The organism is Streptomyces sp. NPDC090106 (genome assembly GCF_044747265.1).
Lineage (GTDB): Bacteria > Actinomycetota > Actinomycetes > Streptomycetales > Streptomycetaceae > Streptomyces.
On the sequence record NZ_JBIVDS010000025.1, the window covers coordinates 1 to 18,105 of the forward strand.

Here is an 18,105-nt window from a genome sequence, read left to right on the forward strand (position 1 = left end):
CAAGCATTCACCAAGCCCGGCCCCGCGACTTCCCCGTGAACCCACGGGTCCATCCCCTGACATCAGGGCGACAGACCCGTGAGTTCCCGCCGAAGTTCCTTGAGCTATCGCAAACTTACGGGCCTCGGGTGCCTCCAGGAGCATCCTGCCTGCTCGGTCCCCGTCGCATCACTCACCGAGTCAATGTCAGTGGTAGGGGGCAAGATATGTAGTGGGGGAAGGGAGGACCTGGTGTCGTCGTCGCGTTCGGCAAGTGGAGATATAGCCGTTGCCCCGGGAGGGTGTCGCTGGTGCGGGATCGAAGCGCGGGGCCATGGGCGGCAATACGTTCCAGAGGCTGGTTGGCATGCCTGGACGGCGCCGACGCTTCAGCAGCGCAAGGAACGCATGCTGAAGCGACGCTCAGCCAAGACAATCAGGCAGCCAAGGCCTGGATCTCACTGAAGATCTTGCGCAGCTGACGCGGAACATCTTCCGTGGACTTCAGTGTGGTGACCAGGTCGTACAGCATGTCTGCTTTGCCGTTCGGGCTAGTGCTTTCGGCCTGCTCCTTGACCATCTGCAGGATGCGTGAGCTGAACTTTCCGCCTCGGTGGTCGGTGAAATCCTGGGGAGTCCAGAGCTGACCATCGGGGCGCGGCCAGTGTGTGTTAGCAGCGTGTGCCCACAATGCATCCCCAAAGAGTTCTTCGAGTTCGTTGTAGCCTTCGGCCTCGCCGACATAGGAAATCTGAGTACTGGGGTTGAGCCCCGCTCTCACGAGCCGATCTTCCTTGAAGTGCTTGTTGGTTCGGCTGTCGGCGTCCACCATGACTCGGACAGTGCGGCCATGCTTGACCAAGTAGCCTGCGAGGTGAAGGGCGCCTTCGTTATTTCCGCAAGCCCACAAAGCGATGCCGGCCGCCTGCAGCGACAGGCCTTGGGAAAGTCGAAACAGCAGGGGTACACACTGCTGCTCGGTTGGGCCTTCGACGGCCAGGAAGCAGCGCTCGTGCAGCAGCACCGAGTTCCTCAGACCGACGGCTGCAGCGACTTGGCCGAGATGGATGTCGATGCCTTCGTGGCTGTCGTCTTTGAGCCGCTCGACTTGCGTGCGGCCGGTAGTGCCGAGTCGGAGGTGGACGACGTCGGCGATATCGACCCCGTCGATGAGGTTCATCGAGTGGGTGGCGACCACGACCCGGACGTGCGGGAGCGAGCACTGCTTGCGGATGATCTCCATCACCGTGCGCTGGTGCCGGTAGTCGAGATGGGTGTCCGGCTCGTCGTAGACGACGATGGTTTGGGTGGGTTCTTGATCCTGCGGGTTCACCTCGGTTGCCAGTTCAGCGTTCTCCAGTAGATTGCTCGTCCACTCCCACACGGCCAGAGCGATACGGCGATTACTGCCTTGTCCTGAGCGTGACAGGTCAACCGGCTCGCCATCGGCCTTCGAGACCTGCAGAGGTGCGCCCTTGAAACCTCCTTTGAAAGAGACCTCAGGTTTGACCGCGACGCCGACAAACTCACCGCAGCGTTGCTGGATGTGCTGGCACAGAGAGTCAGCCTCTTTTTCGAGCCGCTGAGTAATGTCCGATTCGATTTCACGGACTTTGCCCTGCAGGTTTTCGTCCTCCAGGTGCGCCTCGTAGCAGCTGCTCAGCGCGGTGTGCACAGCGTCGTCGGGGCGCTCATCCTTGCCGCCGAAGAACAGCAGGCGCGGGAGACGGTGCTCCAGAGTCTTCGGCAACGGCAGCCAGCCGTCCACCTTCGGCGCGGTGGCCGCGTATTCCTTCAGCGCTGCCAGGAGATCGTCTTTCTTTGTGCCCGCTGGGCTGATCTCGTAGTCGGCAACCAACTGAGCGAGTGGCTCTTTGAGTAGACGGTCCAGAGAGTGCAGCCGGCTGTCAGCCGGCTGCTGTCCGAAGTACTCCAGCGAGGCTGGCTGGTCAATCGGCGACCATCGGCGGATACGTAGTGCCGCTGGCAGGTCGCTTTCGGTCTGCTCGTCAGCGTCGAGCTCGAACTCGCCTTCCACCCATGTCTCGGTACAACGGCTGCCCCTGGCGCCGCAGTTCTGCTCGTACGTGCGGTCTTCCTCGGTCAGTTTGTGTTTGCCGAGCAGAAAGGACAGAGCTGTCAGGACTGCGCTCTTGCCGCCGTCGTTGCGTCCCGCCAAGATCGTGGGGCTGCTGACCGGGATGTCTTCGACGCGGGCCAGCGAGCGGAATCCGTGAGCGGAGAAGCGGATGAGCTGCACGGTCGAGTTGCTCCGTATCTCCCCGATTCCTCAGAGGCGGGGCGCGACATGCGACTGGGTACCAGCGCCAAGAGGTGCAAGGCCGCCGGCGCAGACCGTCATATTAGAGCGTCACATGCAACGGGCGTGCACTTTGGCCCAGTTGATGACCCGGAAGAGCTACTGTCCCAGTGCCTTGGGCTAGTCGCTCTGGCCTCGCCATGATCATGTCCGAGCTGTCCGTTCGTTGCGTGAGTGACGTCGCCGTGCGCGGTCCGTCGCGACTCACCACTTCCTGCAGCGATCTGTCGGCGAATCGGCGCGGGACGCATGGACACAGCTCCTTCGTGGCGGAGACTGCTCCTGTGGCGCTCGTCGGCTCGCTGCTGGCGGGGCAGCTTCACGGTCATATGGCAGTCGCGCTCCGGGCCCTCTCGACGCACTGTGTGTGCTTCTTACGCGGCCCCTTCGTGCTTTAACTCGAACTGCCTGAGGACGTCTTGGGCGTCGGCAGAGAGCATCAGGGTGACGACTGCGGCGGAGCCAGCATCGACAGGGGTGTCGTTCAGCGCTGACCTCGCCACCCTGCCGGTTGCGGCTACGGCAGGAGTGCCGGTGGCAGGGCGGGCATCACAGAAATCTGTTCAGCCTGCGGGGACTACGAGTGGCCTGTCGATTGCGCTCCGGGCCGCCGCCCTCAGTACGCGAGAGAGGCCGAGAGCGGCCGTGCGCACGGCGGGTGCCAGGTGGGCCGGATGGAACCGGCCGAGTGGGACGGCGACCGAAAGTGCGGCCACCGCGGTCGGCCCGTCGAAGACAGGTGAAGCGATACAGCTCACGCCGATGGCGGCCTCCTGTTCCTCGTAGGCGAGTGCGGACACCTGTATCTGTTCGATGGCGGTGCGCAGCCGTGCGGGGTCGCTGACCGAATGGGCGGTGAGGCGGGGCAGGGGGGCGGCCAGCACCTCGTCTGCCAGTTCTGGGCTGGAGAACGCCAGCAACGCCTTGCCGACGCCTGTGCAGGAGAGGGGGAGGCGGCCGCCGATCCGGGATGGCAGGGCCAGGGTCTGGTGTCCGTGGATGCGTTCCACGTAGACGACCTCGTGGCCGTCCCGCACCGCGAGGTGGACCGTCTCGTGAGTGGCTTCGAATAGGTCCTGGAGGAAGGGGAGTGCTGCTTCCCGCAACGCCAGCCGCCTTGGTACCAGGGAACCCAGCTCGAAGAGTGTGCCGCCGAGTCGGTACAACTCGCCGTCGCGTTCGAGGAGGCCCAGACGCACGAGATGGTGGCACAGCCGGAAAGCGGTCGTCTTGGTCAGCTGGGTGCGCGTGACGATGTCCGCAAGGCGGAACGCTCCACCGTCTGGGCGGAAGCAGTCGAGCACGGCGGCTGCCTTGTCGAGCATGTTCCCGTGCGAGCTGTTCCGTGTCATGGAACATATTTTGCCGTCGTACTGAGCGCACGCCTATACCTCGTGGGGCGGGCGGCACGGCACCGAGATCTTCTCCGTGGCACCCCGTCACTGCCGTCCCTTGACCGGAGGTATCCCGCATGTTTACTTCGCACTGCGCTCCTCTGTCCGACGGGCGGCGATCATGACCGCACAGGAGTCCGGCGACGCGGTCGCCAAGGCCGCTGCGGTCCTTGAGGAGGCCGCCCGCAACGGTGTGCCGTGCGCCCCCGTGCGAGCGCTGCTGCCCGAGGCTGACGTGGAAGTTGCCTACGCAGTCCAACGCCTGAACATCGAGCGGGCCCTCGCCGACGGGCGCCGGCCAGTCGGCCGCAAGATCGGTCTCACCTCAGCCGTGGTGCAGCGCCAGCTCGGTGTCGATCAGCCCGACTTCGGCACGCTTTTCGCTGACATGTCGATGTCCGAGGGTCAGCCGGTCGCCCCCGGACGACTGCTGCAGCCGAAGATAGAGGCGGAAGTCGCTCTCGTTCTGGGAACGGATCTGCCCCACTGCGATCCCACGGTCGCCGATCTGCTGCGGGCCACCGCCTTCGCGCTGCCCGCGCTGGAGATCGTCGACAGTCGCATCGTGGATTGGGACATCACCATCGTCGACACGATCGCCGACAACGCCTCCTGCGGCCTGTTCGTCCTCGGCGGCACCCCCGTCCCCCTTGACCGTGTCGACCTGCGCGCGGTGACGATGAAACTGACCAAGAACGGCGAACCCGTCTCGCAGGGAACCGGCGCCGACTGTCTGGGCAGCCCTCTCACCGCTGCCTGCTGGCTCGCGTCCACCCTCGCCCACCGGGGGGACCCGTTGCAGGCGGGCGACATCTTGCTGACCGGCGCGCTGGGGCCCATGGTGCCGGCCAGTGAGGGCGACGAGTTCACTGCATACATCGAAGGGCTCGGCACCGTCACCGCCACGTTCGCCTCCCCCGCCCCGCAAGGAGCCCAAGGATGAGCACCAAGACCGCTGTGATCGGGTCAGGCAACATAGGCACCGACCTGATGATCAAGATCTTGCGCCTGTCGGAGTCACTGGAGATCGCTGCAATGGTCGGCATCGACCCGGACTCCGACGGGCTGGCCCGCGCCCGCAGGCTGAACGTCGCCACCACACACGAAGGCGTGGACGGCCTGATAGGGATGGACGAGTTCGCGGACGTGGAGATTGTCTTCGACGCCACCTCAGCCGGCGCACATCGCCGACACGACGAGATCCTGCGCTCCCAGGATCGCAGGATCGTCGACCTGACGCCCGCAGCACTCGGCCCCTACGTCGTTCCTCCGGTCAACGGCGACACACACCTCGACGCCCCCAACGTCAACATGGTCACCTGCGGCGGACAGGCCACCATCCCGATCGTGGCCGCTGTCAACGCCGTCACCTCCGTGCACTACGGGGAGATCGTCGCCTCCATCTCCTCCCGGTCGGCAGGCCCCGGAACCCGGGCCAACATCGACGAGTTCACCGAAACCACCTCGGCGGCTATCGAGAAGGTCGGCGGGGCGAGCCGAGGCAAGGCCATCATCATCCTCAATCCCGCAGAACCCCCGCTGATCATGAGGGACACCGTCCACTGCCTGGTGGGCGACTGCGACGACGCTGCGGTCACCGCCACGGTGGAAGAGATGGTGGCCCGTGTTCAGGCCTACGTTCCCGGCTACCGCCTCAAGCAGAAGGTGCAGTTCGAACGCGTTGCGGCAGATGACCCGCTGCGTGGCCTGCTCCCGGGCGCGTCACGGACGCAAGGAGCGGCGAAGGTGTCCGTCTTCCTGGAAGTCGAAGGCGCCGCACACTACCTGCCCGCTTACGCCGGCAACCTCGACATCATGACCTCGGCCGCCCTGCGCACCGCCGAGCGCATGGCCGCCCGCTCCCACACGCCGTCACGAGCGCACGGGGACAGCACCCTCACCGCGGAGGTGGCAGCCCGATGACCGCCCTGTACATCCAGGACGTGACCCTCAGAGACGGCATGCACGCCGTCCGCCACCGCTACACCGTGGAGCAGGCCAGCACCATAGCTTCCGCCCTCGACTCGGCCGGGGTCGCGGCGATCGAGGTCGCGCACGGTGACGGCCTCTCCGGCTCCAGCGTCACCTATGGCGTCGGAGCCCACACCGACTGGGAATGGATCGAGGCGGTCGTGGACGCTGTGTCCCACGCCGTGCCCACCACCCTGCTGCTGCCGGGCATCGGGACCGTGCAGGACCTGAAGCAGGCCCAATCCCTCGGCATTCGCTCGGTCCGGGTCGCCACCCACTGCACCGAAGCTGACATCTCCGCCCAGCACATCGATGCTGCCCGCAACCTCGGGATGGACGTCGCCGGGTTCCTGATGATGTCCCACATGGCGCAGCCCGGCGAGCTGGCAAAGCAGGCACAGCTGATGGAGTCCTACGGTGCCCAGTGCGTATACGTCACTGACTCCGGAGGCCGGCTCACCATGGACGGGGTGCGTGACCGAGTCCGCGCCTACCGCGAAGTACTGAGCCCGGATACCGGTCTCGGTATCCACGCCCACCACAACCTGGGCCTGGGCATTGCCAATTCCGTGGTCGCCGTGAAGAACGGTGTCACCCGTGTCGACGCCTCCCTGGCAGGCCAGGGCGCGGGCGCAGGCAACTGCCCCCTAGAAGCCTTCGTAGCGGTGGCCGACCTGATGGGCTGGGCACACGGGTGTGAGCTCTTCTCGCTGATGGACACGGCAGACGATGTCGTACGACCGTTGCAGGACCGTGAGGTCCGCGTCGACCGTGAGACCCTCACCCTCGGCTACGCGGGCGTGTACTCCAGTTTCCTGCGGCACGCCGAGACGGCAGCCCGACGCTACGGTGTCGACACCCGCGACATCCTCGTCGAGGTGGGCCGACGCGGACTGGTCGGCGGTCAGGAAGACATGATCACCGACATCGCGCTCGACCTGTCCGTAACTGGCGTGCCCAGTTAAAAGCACCTGGTGCCAATATCCTCGATCTGTGGAGACCTTTCTATGCAGCCAGTTCCTCGGTGAGGATGGCCTGGTAGCTGTGTTCGTAGTTGATCGGGCTCTTGTAGCCGCACACGCTGTGTAGCCGACGGCTGTTGGAGAGGTCGGTGATCCAGGTCGCGATCCGGATCCGGGCCTCGGTACGGGTGGCGAAGGCGTGTCGGTGGATGTACTCGACCTTCAGCACGCTGTTGAACGCCTCTCTGAAGGCGTTGTCGAAGCACGAGCCGTCCCGGCCCATGGACTGGAAGACGCCCAGCTGGCGGCAGGCCCGGCGGAACCTCCGAGAGCCGTACTTGGCGAGTTCAACCGGTTGATGCAACACCGGGTTGTGGAAGTGAGCGTAGTTGTTCTTCGAGGACTTCGGCGGGAGTCTTCCAGCCGCGGGTCCCCGCGGCCATGTGCAGGGCGGCCACGACCAATTCGGCATCATGACGGGCACCGCTCGCATACCCGATCAGACGGCAGGAGAACCGGTCGATGACCGTGGCCAGACAGAGCTTGCCCTCGCCGGTCTCGATCTCCGTCATCTCCCCGCACCAGGTCGGGTGCCTCGGCCGTGAAGTGCCGCTGCACGAAGTCCGGGGCCACCGGCCGTTTCCCCGGCCAGGTCAGCCCTCGCCTCCTGGACACCTTCCGCGCGATCAGGCCGAACTCGGACATGATCTTCGCTATGGTGTTCACCGAGACCCGTCGGCCCTGCCTCACCAGGCTGCCCCAGATCTTCGGCGAGCCGTAGGTGCCGCCGGGAGAGTCGAACTCCTCCTCCACCGCTTCGATCAGATGCTGCTGCGCAGCTCACGCCGGGTGGGTCGGCGAATGCGGTGCTTGTAGAACTACGACTCGCTCACGCCCAGAGCGCGGCAGGACACGCGGTACGAAATGCCGTGCTCGGTCCTGAAGTCGCTGATCACCCGACGACGGACGCTGGGCCCGCCACGGCTACTTCACCCACAGGACCATGGAGCGTTTGAGGACACACGCTCCATGACCATTTCCTCGTTGCCACGCTTGAGCTGGGCGTTCTCCCGCCGCAACCGCTCCCGCTCATCACTCCCACCGGCCGGCGGCTCCTGCCCGACGGGCGCGGGAGACCCAGCTCGCCAGGGTGGTCTCGTTGATCCCCAGGTTCTCGGCGACCTCCGCGATCGTCTTGCCGGTCTCCGTGACGATCCGCACGGCTCCCACAGAACTCTGGATCGAACTTCCGTCCCTTCTCCGCCATGACTCCCAACTTCCCCTGTAGCCAAGGTCTTCACGCTACGAGGGGAGGGACACAGCCCCGAGCCCCATGGACAGGGGTAAGCCCGGTTCCACGATGCACGTCCTGTCGGACGCGAACGGACTGCCCCTACGCGTCGGGCTCTCCGCGGCCAACACCCACGACTGCCAGGCCCTGAAGCCGATGGTGTTCCATCTCCACATGGGACACGAATCCCACGCGGCCTATCCCAAGCCTCAACGCCGACAAGGCGTACGACGTGCCTCACCTGCGCCGATGGTTATGGGGCAAGCGCATCGGCGTCCGGATCGCCCGCAAGGGCATTGACTCCAGCGAACGACTCGGCCGACGCAGGTGGGGCATCGAGCACACTGTGTCCTGGCTGACCGGTTACTGCCGTCTCAACCACCGCGTTGAACGGAAACCAGGAAACTACCTGGCCCTTCTTGGCCGGGCATCCGCCTTCTGCTGCTACAAATGGTTCCTCAAACTGAGCGTGTAGGACACGGTCTCAGTAGGCGTCGCGGCTCAGCGCCGCCCTGAGCCGCCGGGCCTGCTTGATCAGCTGCGATGACCCCTTGCGCGCCGCCAGCTCGTCGATCTCCGGTATCGCGCCACGGGCCTCGGACCGCTCCGCGCAGTCGGCCGCCAGCGTGAGCAGAGCGCCGCCGGCGGGTGCCGATGCTCCTGCCATGAGTCCAGGAAGGGCGCCCGAGAGCACCGCCCACACCATGGCGTACGCGCCGGTGCGCGCCGCTTCCTGCAGCGCTGCCACGACCCGCTTCAGTGTGAGGCGGCGCAGGCCGGTCAGCTCGGCGATGTCCCGGCCGAGCCCTTCCGCGTCGAGTTGTCCGCGAGCAGCCAGCACGAGCATCGCGTCCACCGCGAACAGCTGCTCCTCGAAGCGTCGCGCCCCGAGCCCGTACGCCACCATCAGATGGGTCGCGGGCCCGGCCGGGCCGCCCGACTCGGCCAGCGCGGGCAGCACAGACACACCCCGACCGAGGTGGTCGTAGTCGGCCAAGGCCGAGAAGGCCGACAGCATCCGCGCCGCGATGATCTCCCGGTGCTGGGGCAGGAGGGCCAGGGCCTGTGGGGAGCACTGCCCCTCGCCCCCGCAGTTACACGGAGCGCCGATGGGGTCATGCGCGCCGAGTAGCGAGCGGAACGGCTCGGGGTAGTCCGCGTGCCCGGGAAGGGCCTCGGTGCGCACAAGCACACCGGGACGGGGGGTTCTGAGCCGCACCCGCTCGGTTTCGCGGGAGAGGGCGGGATCGGGCAGGCCATCCGCGGCGAGCCAGGCGGCCAGCCGCCGCCCCGCCGGGGAGGTGAGCCGGTCCGCCGCGGCCCGCGCTTCGAGCGGCACCTCCCGGTCCAGCCGCAGCAGCGCCTGGTTGAGGTCTGCCGGGCCCGGCTCGGTGCCCGAGTCCTCGTACACGGCGAGCCGGGCTGCCAGCTCCGACGGGTCGACGGTCCCCGTCGTCCAGGTGGGCGTGGCCAGCAGGAACGGCAAGGGGTCCCCGAGCTCCAGCCGCGCCCCGATCTCGACTGCGCGGCTGAGGCATACGGACCGGATTGCAGTGTGCGGGCACTGGTGCTCCTGGAACCGGAAACGGGGGGCGCCGAGTCCGGACTGGATGCGGAGGGTGCGCGCCTTCTCCTCCAGGGTCTCCCCCATGACCAACACGACGACGGCTTCGAGCGCTTGTGCGAAGACGTTGTCGCTCAGCCATGCGGCAGGCTGCCGGTGTGCTGCGACGACCGGCTCCAGGGCCACGCGGAGCCCCGCCATGTCGGCGTGGGCGTGGACCACGAGGCTGTTCAGCGCCCGCTCCTCCTGCGCTGGGGTGCCCTTGCCACGCAGCAGCGCGACGACCTCCTCGGCGAGCTCGACAGGGCCGAGCGGTGCGGGATCCAGGCGCTCAGGGTCCGGCACGGGCGGCAGGACGTTGCCCCCTTCGGTGGGCGACGGATCGGTCTCCTCAGCGGCTCCTGCGCCGCCGAACGCCTCGACCGCGCGTTCACGCAGGTCGGAGTGGAGCAGTTGGGTGCTGGCCGCCAGTTCGGCGAGGACGGCGTCGCTGGCGTGCTTGCGGTAGCGGACGGCCAGGGCGAGGGCCTTGTCCTGGAGGCTGTGCTCCTCGTGGCCGAAGGCTTCGACGGCCACCGGCAGTAGCTCGTCCGTCACGGACGGGTCGCGTTTGATCGCCTTGTCGAGCATGGCCAGTTGGGCCCGCACGATCTTTTTCTCGGGCCGGTAGAGGGCGGCCCTGGACGCTTCGACCAGGTGCTCGGTCTCCAGATGGCCTGCCTCGTCGAGTTTGGCCAGCGTCTCTTGGGCGCGGGTGGCCGCCAGCGAGTGTCCGCCGGAGAGCATCTGTACCCAGGTGAGGGTGTGTGCCGCCCGTTCGTCCGCAGTCAGGTCCAGGGCGGTCAGCAGGGCGAGGAAGCCCTTCACTATGCCGAGTCGACCACCGCGCAGGAGCCGCGACAGACAGCCCTCGACAAGCACCTCGCGGCTGAGCAGTCCTTCCCGGGAGAGTGCGGCGAGTGCGTCGGGCCAGCCAGGGTCGGAGTCCCAGGTGTACTGGAAGTCCGAGCCGGCCTCGTCTACCTCGAAGAGCCGGGGGACGGCCCCTTTCAGGAACGGATCGTCCCGCAGCTTCTCCTCGATCGTCTTACCCCGTTCCGGGATGTCCCTCTCCCAGCCGAGGATGAAGCCGTCGGTCATAGGCGGCTCGCAGCGCGCGAGCAGCGACAGCCGCTTGATCAGCCCGTACTCCCACCCGCCGACGGTGCGGCGCTCCGCCAGTCGGCGAGCCACCTCGGCCAGCCACTCGGGGGCGCGGTCGCCCATCACGCCGACGACCGCCTGGGGACCCTCGTGCCCGTCCCACCAAAGATCGCGGCTCGTGATCCACTGGGCCGCCGCTGCCGCGCTGGTGCAGCACCCTGCCCCGGCGAGCAGCAGGCACTGCTGCACCAGCAAGTGCTCCTTGCCGCGCCAGAGATCCGGGGTGTCCTTGCGCCACTGCTTGAGGACTGGTAACGCTTTCCGCCGTTCGGCGTCGGTCAGGGCGCCGACCAGCTTGGGGATGTCCTCAACGCGGCCCGCGCGCACCGCGTCCAGTAGGGCGCGGATGCCTTCCGCCGTCCCGTCGGGGATCCGGTAGTCGGGGAAGTCGTGGGTGAAGGTCATCGGGTGGCTCCGGTGGGGGTGTCTGCCTTGTCCTGGGCGGTGGCGGTCGTACAGGGTGCGGCCGCGCGGCGGGCGATGCGGACGGCGAGGGCGTGCTTGCACGGGCCGCGTCCGCCGCGGTATTCGGCCCACCAGCGGCAGGTGCAGGTCAGCTGCCCTTCGGCGGACCGTACCCGGTGGCTGTGGTCCTCGACGGTGACGGTGGCCGTCTCGCCGTCGAGGCGCACCGCGCCCGCGTCGACGAGGCCAAGGGCCGCGCGCAGCCGGGGGTTGTCCCGTTCGGCCCGTCCGGTGTCGTACGGCAGCTCCCGGTGGAAATACGCTGCGTCCGCCGTGTCGTAGCCGATACGCCCGGCCGTGCCGAGGCGGGTGAGCGCGGCTCGTACCCGCTGCAGGGTCAGCCCTGACTGCGCGGCGAGGTCGGCGATGTCAAGGGCGGGGTCCCAGGCGAGCAGCACGGACACCAGGTCGGCGTCCTCGGCCGACTCGTCCGTCGCCAGGGCATCGAGGACGCCGCCCTCGCCGGAGAAGCCCCGTGTCGTGTCCGGGGACAGGGTGAGGGTCAGCCGCATCCCGGGGAGTCCGATCTCCCACGCGCTCGCCACCGGGCAACTGCCCGCCGTGACGGCCGGGCCGTGGATCCGCAGCCCTGTCGCATGGCGCAGCACCCGGGCCAGTGCGGTCAGCCGCTCGGGCCCGGGCAGGCAGACCGCGCCGGGGACCGGCCGGGTGGTGGCGCGCAGCGAGTGACCCGCCGGGACCACCCAGCGCGCTCCCTTAGAGGCGCCGCGGGTGGTGCTGGGGCGTGGCAGCGCGCGGAGGAAACGCACGGCCTCGGCCGCGGGGAGTTCGGCCCGCAGGTCGAAGCCGGAGGCGATCACCTGGGTCTCGGCGAAGCCGCGCAGCCAGCGCTCGGGCAGCGGCACCTTCTTCTCCACCACCGGCCCGTCGAAGGTGGTGACGGTCATCTCGTCTGGCCCGACCTCCAGACGCAGCGGATCGCTCGCGCCCACCCGAGTCAGGGCATCCCGCAGCGGGATGTTCACGTCGACGTTGGTCGTGCCGTGCCCGATATCGCCGCCCTCGATGGCGGCGCCCAGCATGTCGAGCCGTGCGTACACCCCGCAACAAGCGGAGAACGACTCGAACCTCAGCCGGTCCCCGTTCCCGGTGATGACCGGGTCGGGCCAGTGGTCGAGCTGCGGCTGGTAGTAGCGGGCGGCGGCGATGTCCGCGACGCACAGCAGTCCCGCGGCAGCGGCCTGGGGGTGGTTCAGGAAGCCGCTGAAGAACCGCGGATGAGCTTCCCGTCCGGCCGGGGTGGCACCGCCGGAGGTCTCCAAACCGATGCTCCGTCCCTCTGCCGTGCACCGCACGGCAGAGGGACGGAGATAGGTGTACGTCTGCGCCGTTCTCGTCATGGCCGAGATGCTATGGGCCACCACTGACACTTGGCCAAGGTGCGCGCCAGGTCGGACATCAGCATGTCGAAGACCTCGATCGCCTCGTCCACGGCCCTGTTCCGCAACAGGGTCTGCCGCGCGATCGGGTGACATCACCCGATCGCGCGGCAGACCCAACTGGGTTGATTCCAGTGGTACTTGAGCCTGTCAGCCGCCCAGGCCACGATCGAACACGCAGTGGACGGAGGAGCCAATGGCGCAGCTGTTGTACGGCTCCGGCTACACGGCTGGGCTGCGGCTGTCTGCAGGATGGCGGAGCGGAGGAGGAACACTCTCGAGCAACTCGCATAAGGGCCGTCCGGAGGCCCACTGGCTGAGCCGGTCACGGTCTACGAGGTGAACGCCAAGCCTTCGCGCATGAGGGCGTGCCTTGCTGGTGAACCGCCCATTAGTCACAATGACGGCGAACGTGGCCCCGTGAACCTCGCTGGCCGTTCCCTTCAGCTCCCGGACGACACGGACACCTATCGCGTCGCCACGACTTCCGTCGCGGCGGTGTTTACACTGCACAGCCCAAATGCGACGGTCGATGTCGACGGCGCGGACGTCACAGCCATCGTCGCCAGTGCCTCCGACTCGTTCCGCGGCAAGGCCATCGCGGCGCAACAGGTCCCGAACAGCGAACTCGAACTCCTCGTGGTTGAGTCCATCGAGGTCGTCAATCGACCTCTCCAGCTGTGGGTGGTCCTCATGGGCGGCATCCCACTTGTTGCGGTCGACACGCTTCTGCATCCACACGGCGTACAAAAGGAGAACGGGCACCGCGACAAGGTCGACCACCGCCGGGTAAGGCGAGGGCCACCAGCCTGTCCATCGCCCCGCCAGCAGGCCGAACGCGCACAAGGTCAACCCGACCAGACACCACCCCGAGACCCGATACACCAGCCGCCAGGCCACCATCCGGACATGGCGCACGAGATCGACCGTCCCGCGCTGCTTCGCCGGGCCGTGGTTGCTGGACCGAGCCAGACGGAAAGGGGAGAGATGAAGGGCATCGAGTCTGTTGAAAAGACGACTGCATCGCACTTGCACCCGCCAGGACACACCTGCCCGCTGTTCTCCCGCACGATGCGGCCGCGAGATCCGGGTCCGGCTGCCGACGCGTTGCTCCACAAGCGGCTCCCCTCCTACAGCGGACAGCGCGATCCGCACAACGATGACAGCACGCGGCACTGACACAGCGTCATAGAGCACCAGCGCTGCCGATCTGATTCAGTCATCACGTGATACGCAAGACAGCAGTGGTCTGTGTGATTCGCTTCAACCAGTCAGAATCAGCTGAGCTTGTGCTTTATCCAGTTCGGCGTGGGGTGGTGCGGATTTTGTGGTGAGTGGGTCGGCGGTGGAGTTTGCCGGTGACCAGGAGGAGGCCCACGTCGTAGCGTTCGGCGGGGCGGCGGTTCTTCGAGCCGGGTGGGCGGCCGGGACCGGGTCTGGAGGGTTTGGGCACTCTGGCCGGGGTTGAGATCTTGGCGTGCAGGTGTCGGAACCCCCGGCGGACCCGGGCGGGGGTGAGTCTGTTCGAAGGGACGGGCCGTTCCCAGGGACGTCGCAGGTCAACGGCGAGGGGGCGGGCGAGGCGGAGCTGGTTGTAGGCGGCGATGATCAGCCAGGTCCAGTTGTCGGCCGCTTCGGGGTCGCGCAGTTTCGGGGCGGTCCAGCCGAGGGTCTGTTTGGTCATTCTGAAGAAGTGCTCGATGTCGAACCTCCGCAGGAACGCCTGCCAGGCCAGGTCGATGTCCGCCGGGGTGGCGGTGGGCTGTGACCACCACAGCCACAGGGGCTTGGGGTCACCGCCGCTGGGCAGGTGATCGACCTGGAGGCGGATGACGGTGCCCTCGATGCCGGGAAGCCTGCCGGGATGGTCCCGCCAGGCGGCACGCCCTTGGAGTTCGGGGTGGAGCCGGTCCCAGCCCTGGGCGTGGGCGGTGCCGTAGCGGGTGGTGACGGTCTTCGTCTTTGCGTCGGGGGTTCCCCAGGTCCTGGCGTCCTTGAAGATGAACTCGCTGCCGTGCCGGGGCGGATGGCCGCCGCGGGGATGGTCCCGGTAGTACTCCTGGCGGGAGGGCGCCGGACGGCGCATGACCCGGTCCGAGCGCAGGCGTCCGAGGAGTTCGACGGGCAGGTCGTCCAGCAGGTGGGTCAGGCGCATCACGTCGTAGCCGGCGTCGAGCACGATCCACACGAGCGGGTCGCCCGGACGCCACTGGCCCTCTGCGACCAGGCACCCGACCAGGTCCCGGATCTGGCGGGCGGTCACGGCGGCGAGGTCATCGCCCGGACGCAGGCGTACGGCGTCCAGCGGCGCGGTCCACGAGGAGCGGCCCGTCTCCAGGGCGACGATCCACGAAACGGGCCAGCCCGGGATCATCAGGTGCTTGTTCTCGCCCCGGCCGTACGTGTGGCAGAACGAGCGGGCGTCGCTGGTGGCGGCGTCGGGCCGCAGCCACGGGGAGACGTCCACCGCCAGGACCAGCCGTCCGTCGGCCGCCCGCGGCAACTCCACCGAGGCCAGCATCCGCCGCAGCCGGACGGCATCGATTCGGCCCCGGTTGAGACTTCCGTACAGTGCGCCGTGCCCTCGCCGGTGCTCAGGCGCCAGCGCCAGGCCCACCAGCGTCTTCACCGGCCCGTCCGCGCACAGCAGCGCATCGGTCAGCTCGAACAGTGCGTCCTCCCGTCCGGTCAGGCAGTCGTAGAAGTCCGCCCGAAAGCGGGAGAGTTGTCCCATCGGGTCCTGCGGGACCCCCGCGCACGGCACACTCATCCCACGGCCTTCCTGCTGAGCGGTGTATCTGTGACGGAGCACAGCATCAGTGGAAGGCCGTTCCCGCGTGCCCTGAACTGGGCAAACCCCACTCACGTGTGAACACGCACGAAGCCCGATGGATAAACCACAAGCTGAGCTTGTTCTTTAACTTCGGGGCCCTCTTGTCAGTGCCTGGTTCTATCCTCCGCTGAACGTCACGGATGGACTGGGAGTCAGGCTGTGCAGATCGCAGGGGTAGACCTCTATGTGAATCACCCGGTGATGGCGCTCGGTTCGACCGAGTGGATCCCCACGACGCTGGCCCTCGCCGGCGCTCCTGCCGCTGCGTGCGATACGCACGTCATCGTTCGGGTGCAGGCCCAGGTCGTGCTGGTCAAGGTTCGAATCTTCAAAGATCACGGTGATGAGGATGATCGCGGAACTGACAGAGAGCCTCTGACCACCGTGTTCGACGGGCATCTTCTGTTGAGTGACGGTCGGCTCATAGTGGGGGATGTCGTTGGAGAGAGCCGATTCACCACTTCTCTGCTCGGGAAGCCGGGTAGGCGACGGGTTCGGGTTTCGGTTGACGATCCGCAGGGACGGGCTCGCGCCGTTGACGTCGTTATCAGCGCCGCGACAGCGTAACGGAGCCTCGTATCAGCCCGAACGATCTTCGAACTAGGTGACTCACGTGTGGATTCACCGGACGTGGGGGCGGCCTTCGTCTGATTCTGTGCTCCGACCAAGGTGCACATGACCAGGACGAAGGCCGTGAGGGTGAGTCTGCTGCCTGATGCCGTCCGGAGGGAAGCGTTCGCGGAAGCGTCACGCTTCCCTACGTTGTTCTGCGGGACGCGGTGAGTTGTTCGAGCTGGTGGACGCCATGCTATGCGCGGACGCAGCGGTGAAAACGCCGGTGGACCTGACGTTGCTACCCGAGCATCGACGTGGCCACGGAGCGATGTACGGCGGCCTGAACCACGGCAGGATCGACGCCGATCAGCTGCGGATGGCGCTGGCCGGGCTGCCGCTCCCGCGGTTCGACGGGAGGCGGTTGGTCCTGGCGGTCGATGTGTCACCTTGGCTCCGTTCGGATGCTCCGTGCTCGGCGGACCGGCTGTTCTGCCATGTCTACGGCCGGGCGAAGTCCGCCTCCCAGTTCATCCCGGGCTGGCCGTACTCCTTCGTCGCCGTCCTCGAACCCGGAGCCACCTCGTGGACGTCGATCCTTGACGTGGTCCGGCTCGGGCCCGAAGATGACGCAACCGCCGTCACCGCCACCCAGCTGCGGGCCGCGAGCAGCCAGCTCAGGCTGAATCCCTCCAGGCCTGGGCATGCAGCCGAAGTTCCATCGCGTCGCCTGACCAGCGCCCGGTCGACGACAAGCGGAAAGGGCTTCGGTCATGGGTTCGATGCTGCAGGGCGCCGGACTCGTCGACGGAGCCGACGTTGGACACGAGTGATTCCGGTTCATCTGGTGTGAGGGGTTGAGGCTGGCCTTGGCATCAGCGTAGAGGCAGGGACCGCTTCTTTCAGTCTGCTGGCGATGGTCGCTGCTTCGGTGGTGAACGCGCGGTCGGCTTGGTCGAGAGCCTGGTCCAGGACGGTGCGGTGGGGTCTGCTGCAGGGTTGGGTGACAGGGTTGACCTGCCCCATCTCTGAGGTTCCAGTTCTGGTGGCTAACTGACAGCCCTTCACGGAAGGCTGACAGTCATGCCTCGTCCATATCCTCCGGAGTTCCGGGCGCGCGCCATCGCGCTGATCCGCGCCGGCAAGCAGGCCAGACAGACAGCGCTCGAGCTCGGCATCCATCCCGTCACGTTGTCGAAGTGGTTGCGGCAGAACGACATCGACAACGGGCGGCGACCGGGCACGCCCTCGAGCGAGTCTGCCGAGTTGCGGGCCGCCCGCCGACGGATCCGTGAGCTGGAATCCGAGCTGGCGATCGTCCGGCAGGCGGCGAAGTTCCTCGGCGAGGACAGCCCCGCCCAAAAGGCTCTACCCGGTGATCGACCGACTCGCTGATGCCGGGGCACCGGTCGACAGGTGCTGCCGGATCCTCGGGGTCGCCCGGCAGAACTACTACAAGCACAAGCGCACCCCGACCACCCCGCGGCAGCTGCGGCGGGACTGGCTGACCGGGCTGATCCGGGAGGTTCACGTCGCTTCACGCGGCACCTACGGCTACCGCCGCATCCACGCCGAGTGCGGGACATGCAGGCTCTACATCTCAGCGCGGGGTGCGGGCATGCTCTACGTCCCACTCGGATCTGCCGACGGCCGGGCATCCGCCAGATCCGCGTCTCCTGCCACGATGACCCTGCCGAACAGCCACACCAGACGTATTGCCCGCGCAGCGCCAAGCGCCATGGCCAACTCAGCAAGCCAGTGAACCCCGCCCGTATCCCTCTCCGTGATGTCCAGAACCGTGGCCAACAGGCAGAGCCCGGAGACCACCAGAGTCGCACCCAGGATGCTCACCCAGTTCCGTCTGAACTGCGGGCCCTGCATCGGATGCGTGCGCAGTGTCCGCATCCGCTGTCCGGTGGACGCGGCGTATTGCGCTATCGCCGCAGTGATAAAGCTGCCGACGATGGCTGCGACGGTCGCCGTCGCGGTGTAGACGTTGACGCGCTGCTCCCGCTCCGGCCAACCCAGCACATCGCCTCTGCCGGTGATCAGCACAACACCCAGATGCGCGCCGGTGATTACGAACGCGACAGCCCAGTCCAGGCGTGGCCGCCCCACCCATCGGACCCACAGCCAGTCCAGCACCGCTGACTCACCCCCTGAGCTGCCGC

15 protein-coding genes and 4 pseudogenes are annotated in these 18,105 nt (G+C 67.2%); 8 read left to right on the top strand and 11 right to left on the bottom strand.

The window, feature by feature from the left end:
• Window positions 1–415: 415 nt before the first annotated feature.
• Together ACIPSE_RS44530 and ACIPSE_RS44535 are read right to left on the bottom strand one after the other, a co-directional pair.
• On the bottom strand, window positions 416–2,239 hold the full coding sequence (locus tag ACIPSE_RS44530; RefSeq protein ID WP_401675363.1) for an ATP-dependent nuclease: 1,824 nt from the start codon (window positions 2,237–2,239) through the stop codon (window positions 416–418).
• Window positions 2,240–2,862: 623 nt separating this feature from the next.
• Window positions 2,863–3,624: an IclR family transcriptional regulator gene (locus ACIPSE_RS44535; RefSeq protein ID WP_401675365.1), complete on the bottom strand. Its 762-nt coding sequence runs from the start codon at window positions 3,622–3,624 to the stop codon at window positions 2,863–2,865.
• A 190-nt stretch (window positions 3,625–3,814) separates the two neighbouring features.
• Between ACIPSE_RS44535 and mhpD the strand changes: the two genes are divergently transcribed.
• The 3 genes from mhpD to dmpG are packed head-to-tail and all read left to right on the top strand — an operon-like array spanning window position 3,815 to window position 6,629.
• Entirely contained in the window at window positions 3,815–4,636 is an 822-nt protein-coding gene (gene mhpD / locus ACIPSE_RS44540; RefSeq protein WP_401675368.1) for a 2-keto-4-pentenoate hydratase, read from the top strand.
• The gene (locus ACIPSE_RS44545; RefSeq protein ID WP_401675371.1) at window positions 4,633–5,616 is read left to right on the top strand and encodes an acetaldehyde dehydrogenase (acetylating); all 984 of its coding nucleotides are present in this window, start codon (window positions 4,633–4,635) and stop codon (window positions 5,614–5,616) included. The genes mhpD and ACIPSE_RS44545 overlap by 4 nt, the downstream gene beginning before the upstream one ends.
• A complete protein-coding gene (gene dmpG, locus ACIPSE_RS44550; protein ID WP_401675374.1) occupies window positions 5,613–6,629 on the top strand; it encodes a 4-hydroxy-2-oxovalerate aldolase in 1,017 nt (338 codons plus the stop codon). The genes ACIPSE_RS44545 and dmpG overlap by 4 nt, the downstream gene beginning before the upstream one ends.
• 40 nt (window positions 6,630–6,669) lie before the next feature.
• Here dmpG and ACIPSE_RS44555 read toward each other — a convergent pair whose 3' ends face one another.
• The 4 genes and pseudogenes from ACIPSE_RS44555 to ACIPSE_RS44570 all read right to left on the bottom strand — a co-directional run bounded on the left by ACIPSE_RS44555 (window position 6,670) and on the right by ACIPSE_RS44570 (window position 7,847).
• The gene (locus tag ACIPSE_RS44555) at window positions 6,670–6,990 is read right to left on the bottom strand and encodes an integrase core domain-containing protein (RefSeq protein ID WP_401675377.1); all 321 of its coding nucleotides are present in this window, start codon (window positions 6,988–6,990) and stop codon (window positions 6,670–6,672) included.
• Window positions 6,974–7,201 (bottom strand): annotated as a pseudogene (locus ACIPSE_RS44560) (DDE-type integrase/transposase/recombinase); the annotation flags it as partial. The gene ACIPSE_RS44555 and the pseudogene ACIPSE_RS44560, both read right to left, overlap by 17 nt.
• A complete protein-coding gene (locus tag ACIPSE_RS44565) occupies window positions 7,098–7,439 on the bottom strand; it encodes an IS3 family transposase (protein ID WP_401675380.1) in 342 nt (113 codons plus the stop codon). The gene ACIPSE_RS44565 and the pseudogene ACIPSE_RS44560, both read right to left, overlap by 104 nt.
• Before the next feature lie 279 nt (window positions 7,440–7,718).
• Complete coding sequence (locus tag ACIPSE_RS44570; RefSeq protein ID WP_401675383.1) at window positions 7,719–7,847, bottom strand: transposase; 129 nt, start codon at window positions 7,845–7,847, stop codon at window positions 7,719–7,721.
• A gap of 88 nt (window positions 7,848–7,935) precedes the next feature.
• Between ACIPSE_RS44570 and ACIPSE_RS44575 the strand changes: the two are divergent.
• Window positions 7,936–8,392 (top strand): annotated as a pseudogene (locus ACIPSE_RS44575) (transposase); the annotation flags it as partial.
• A 9-nt stretch (window positions 8,393–8,401) separates the two neighbouring features.
• Here ACIPSE_RS44575 and ACIPSE_RS44580 read toward each other — a convergent pair.
• From ACIPSE_RS44580 to ACIPSE_RS44590, 3 genes are all read right to left on the bottom strand, one after another.
• Window positions 8,402–11,089 (bottom strand): DUF6493 family protein, encoded by a 2,688-nt coding sequence (locus tag ACIPSE_RS44580; protein ID WP_401675386.1) that lies wholly within the window; start codon window positions 11,087–11,089, stop codon window positions 8,402–8,404.
• The gene (locus tag ACIPSE_RS44585; RefSeq protein ID WP_401675389.1) at window positions 11,086–12,510 is read right to left on the bottom strand and encodes an SWIM zinc finger family protein; all 1,425 of its coding nucleotides are present in this window, start codon (window positions 12,508–12,510) and stop codon (window positions 11,086–11,088) included. Before ACIPSE_RS44585 ends, ACIPSE_RS44580 begins: the two co-directional genes overlap by 4 nt.
• Window positions 12,511–12,771: 261 nt before the next feature.
• Window positions 12,772–13,452, bottom strand: a complete 681-nt coding sequence (locus tag ACIPSE_RS44590; protein ID WP_401675475.1) for a restriction endonuclease — start codon at window positions 13,450–13,452, stop codon at window positions 12,772–12,774.
• Between the two features lie 6 nt (window positions 13,453–13,458).
• Here ACIPSE_RS44590 and ACIPSE_RS44595 point away from each other — a divergent pair, with 6 nt between their 5' ends.
• Window positions 13,459–13,728, top strand: a complete 270-nt coding sequence (locus tag ACIPSE_RS44595; protein ID WP_401675392.1) for a hypothetical protein — start codon at window positions 13,459–13,461, stop codon at window positions 13,726–13,728.
• Between the two features lie 115 nt (window positions 13,729–13,843).
• Here ACIPSE_RS44595 and ACIPSE_RS44600 read toward each other — a convergent pair whose 3' ends face one another.
• Window positions 13,844–15,319 (bottom strand): NF041680 family putative transposase, encoded by a 1,476-nt coding sequence (locus ACIPSE_RS44600; RefSeq protein WP_401675395.1) that lies wholly within the window; start codon window positions 15,317–15,319, stop codon window positions 13,844–13,846.
• 222 nt (window positions 15,320–15,541) lie between these two features.
• On the opposite strand from ACIPSE_RS44600, the gene ACIPSE_RS44605 reads away from it, so the two are divergent.
• From ACIPSE_RS44605 to ACIPSE_RS44615, 3 genes and pseudogenes are all read left to right on the top strand, one after another.
• Complete coding sequence (locus ACIPSE_RS44605; RefSeq protein ID WP_401675397.1) at window positions 15,542–15,949, top strand: hypothetical protein; 408 nt, start codon at window positions 15,542–15,544, stop codon at window positions 15,947–15,949.
• Window positions 15,950–16,057: 108 nt separating this feature from the next.
• Window positions 16,058–16,613 (top strand): annotated as a pseudogene (locus tag ACIPSE_RS44610) (transposase); the annotation flags it as partial.
• A gap of 404 nt (window positions 16,614–17,017) precedes the next feature.
• Window positions 17,018–17,510 (top strand): annotated as a pseudogene (locus tag ACIPSE_RS44615) (transposase); the annotation flags it as partial.
• 47 nt (window positions 17,511–17,557) lie between these two features.
• Here the strand turns inward: ACIPSE_RS44615 and ACIPSE_RS44620 are convergent.
• Entirely contained in the window at window positions 17,558–18,079 is a 522-nt protein-coding gene (locus ACIPSE_RS44620; RefSeq protein ID WP_401675400.1) for a hypothetical protein, read from the bottom strand.
• Between the last annotated feature and the right edge of the window lie 26 nt (window positions 18,080–18,105).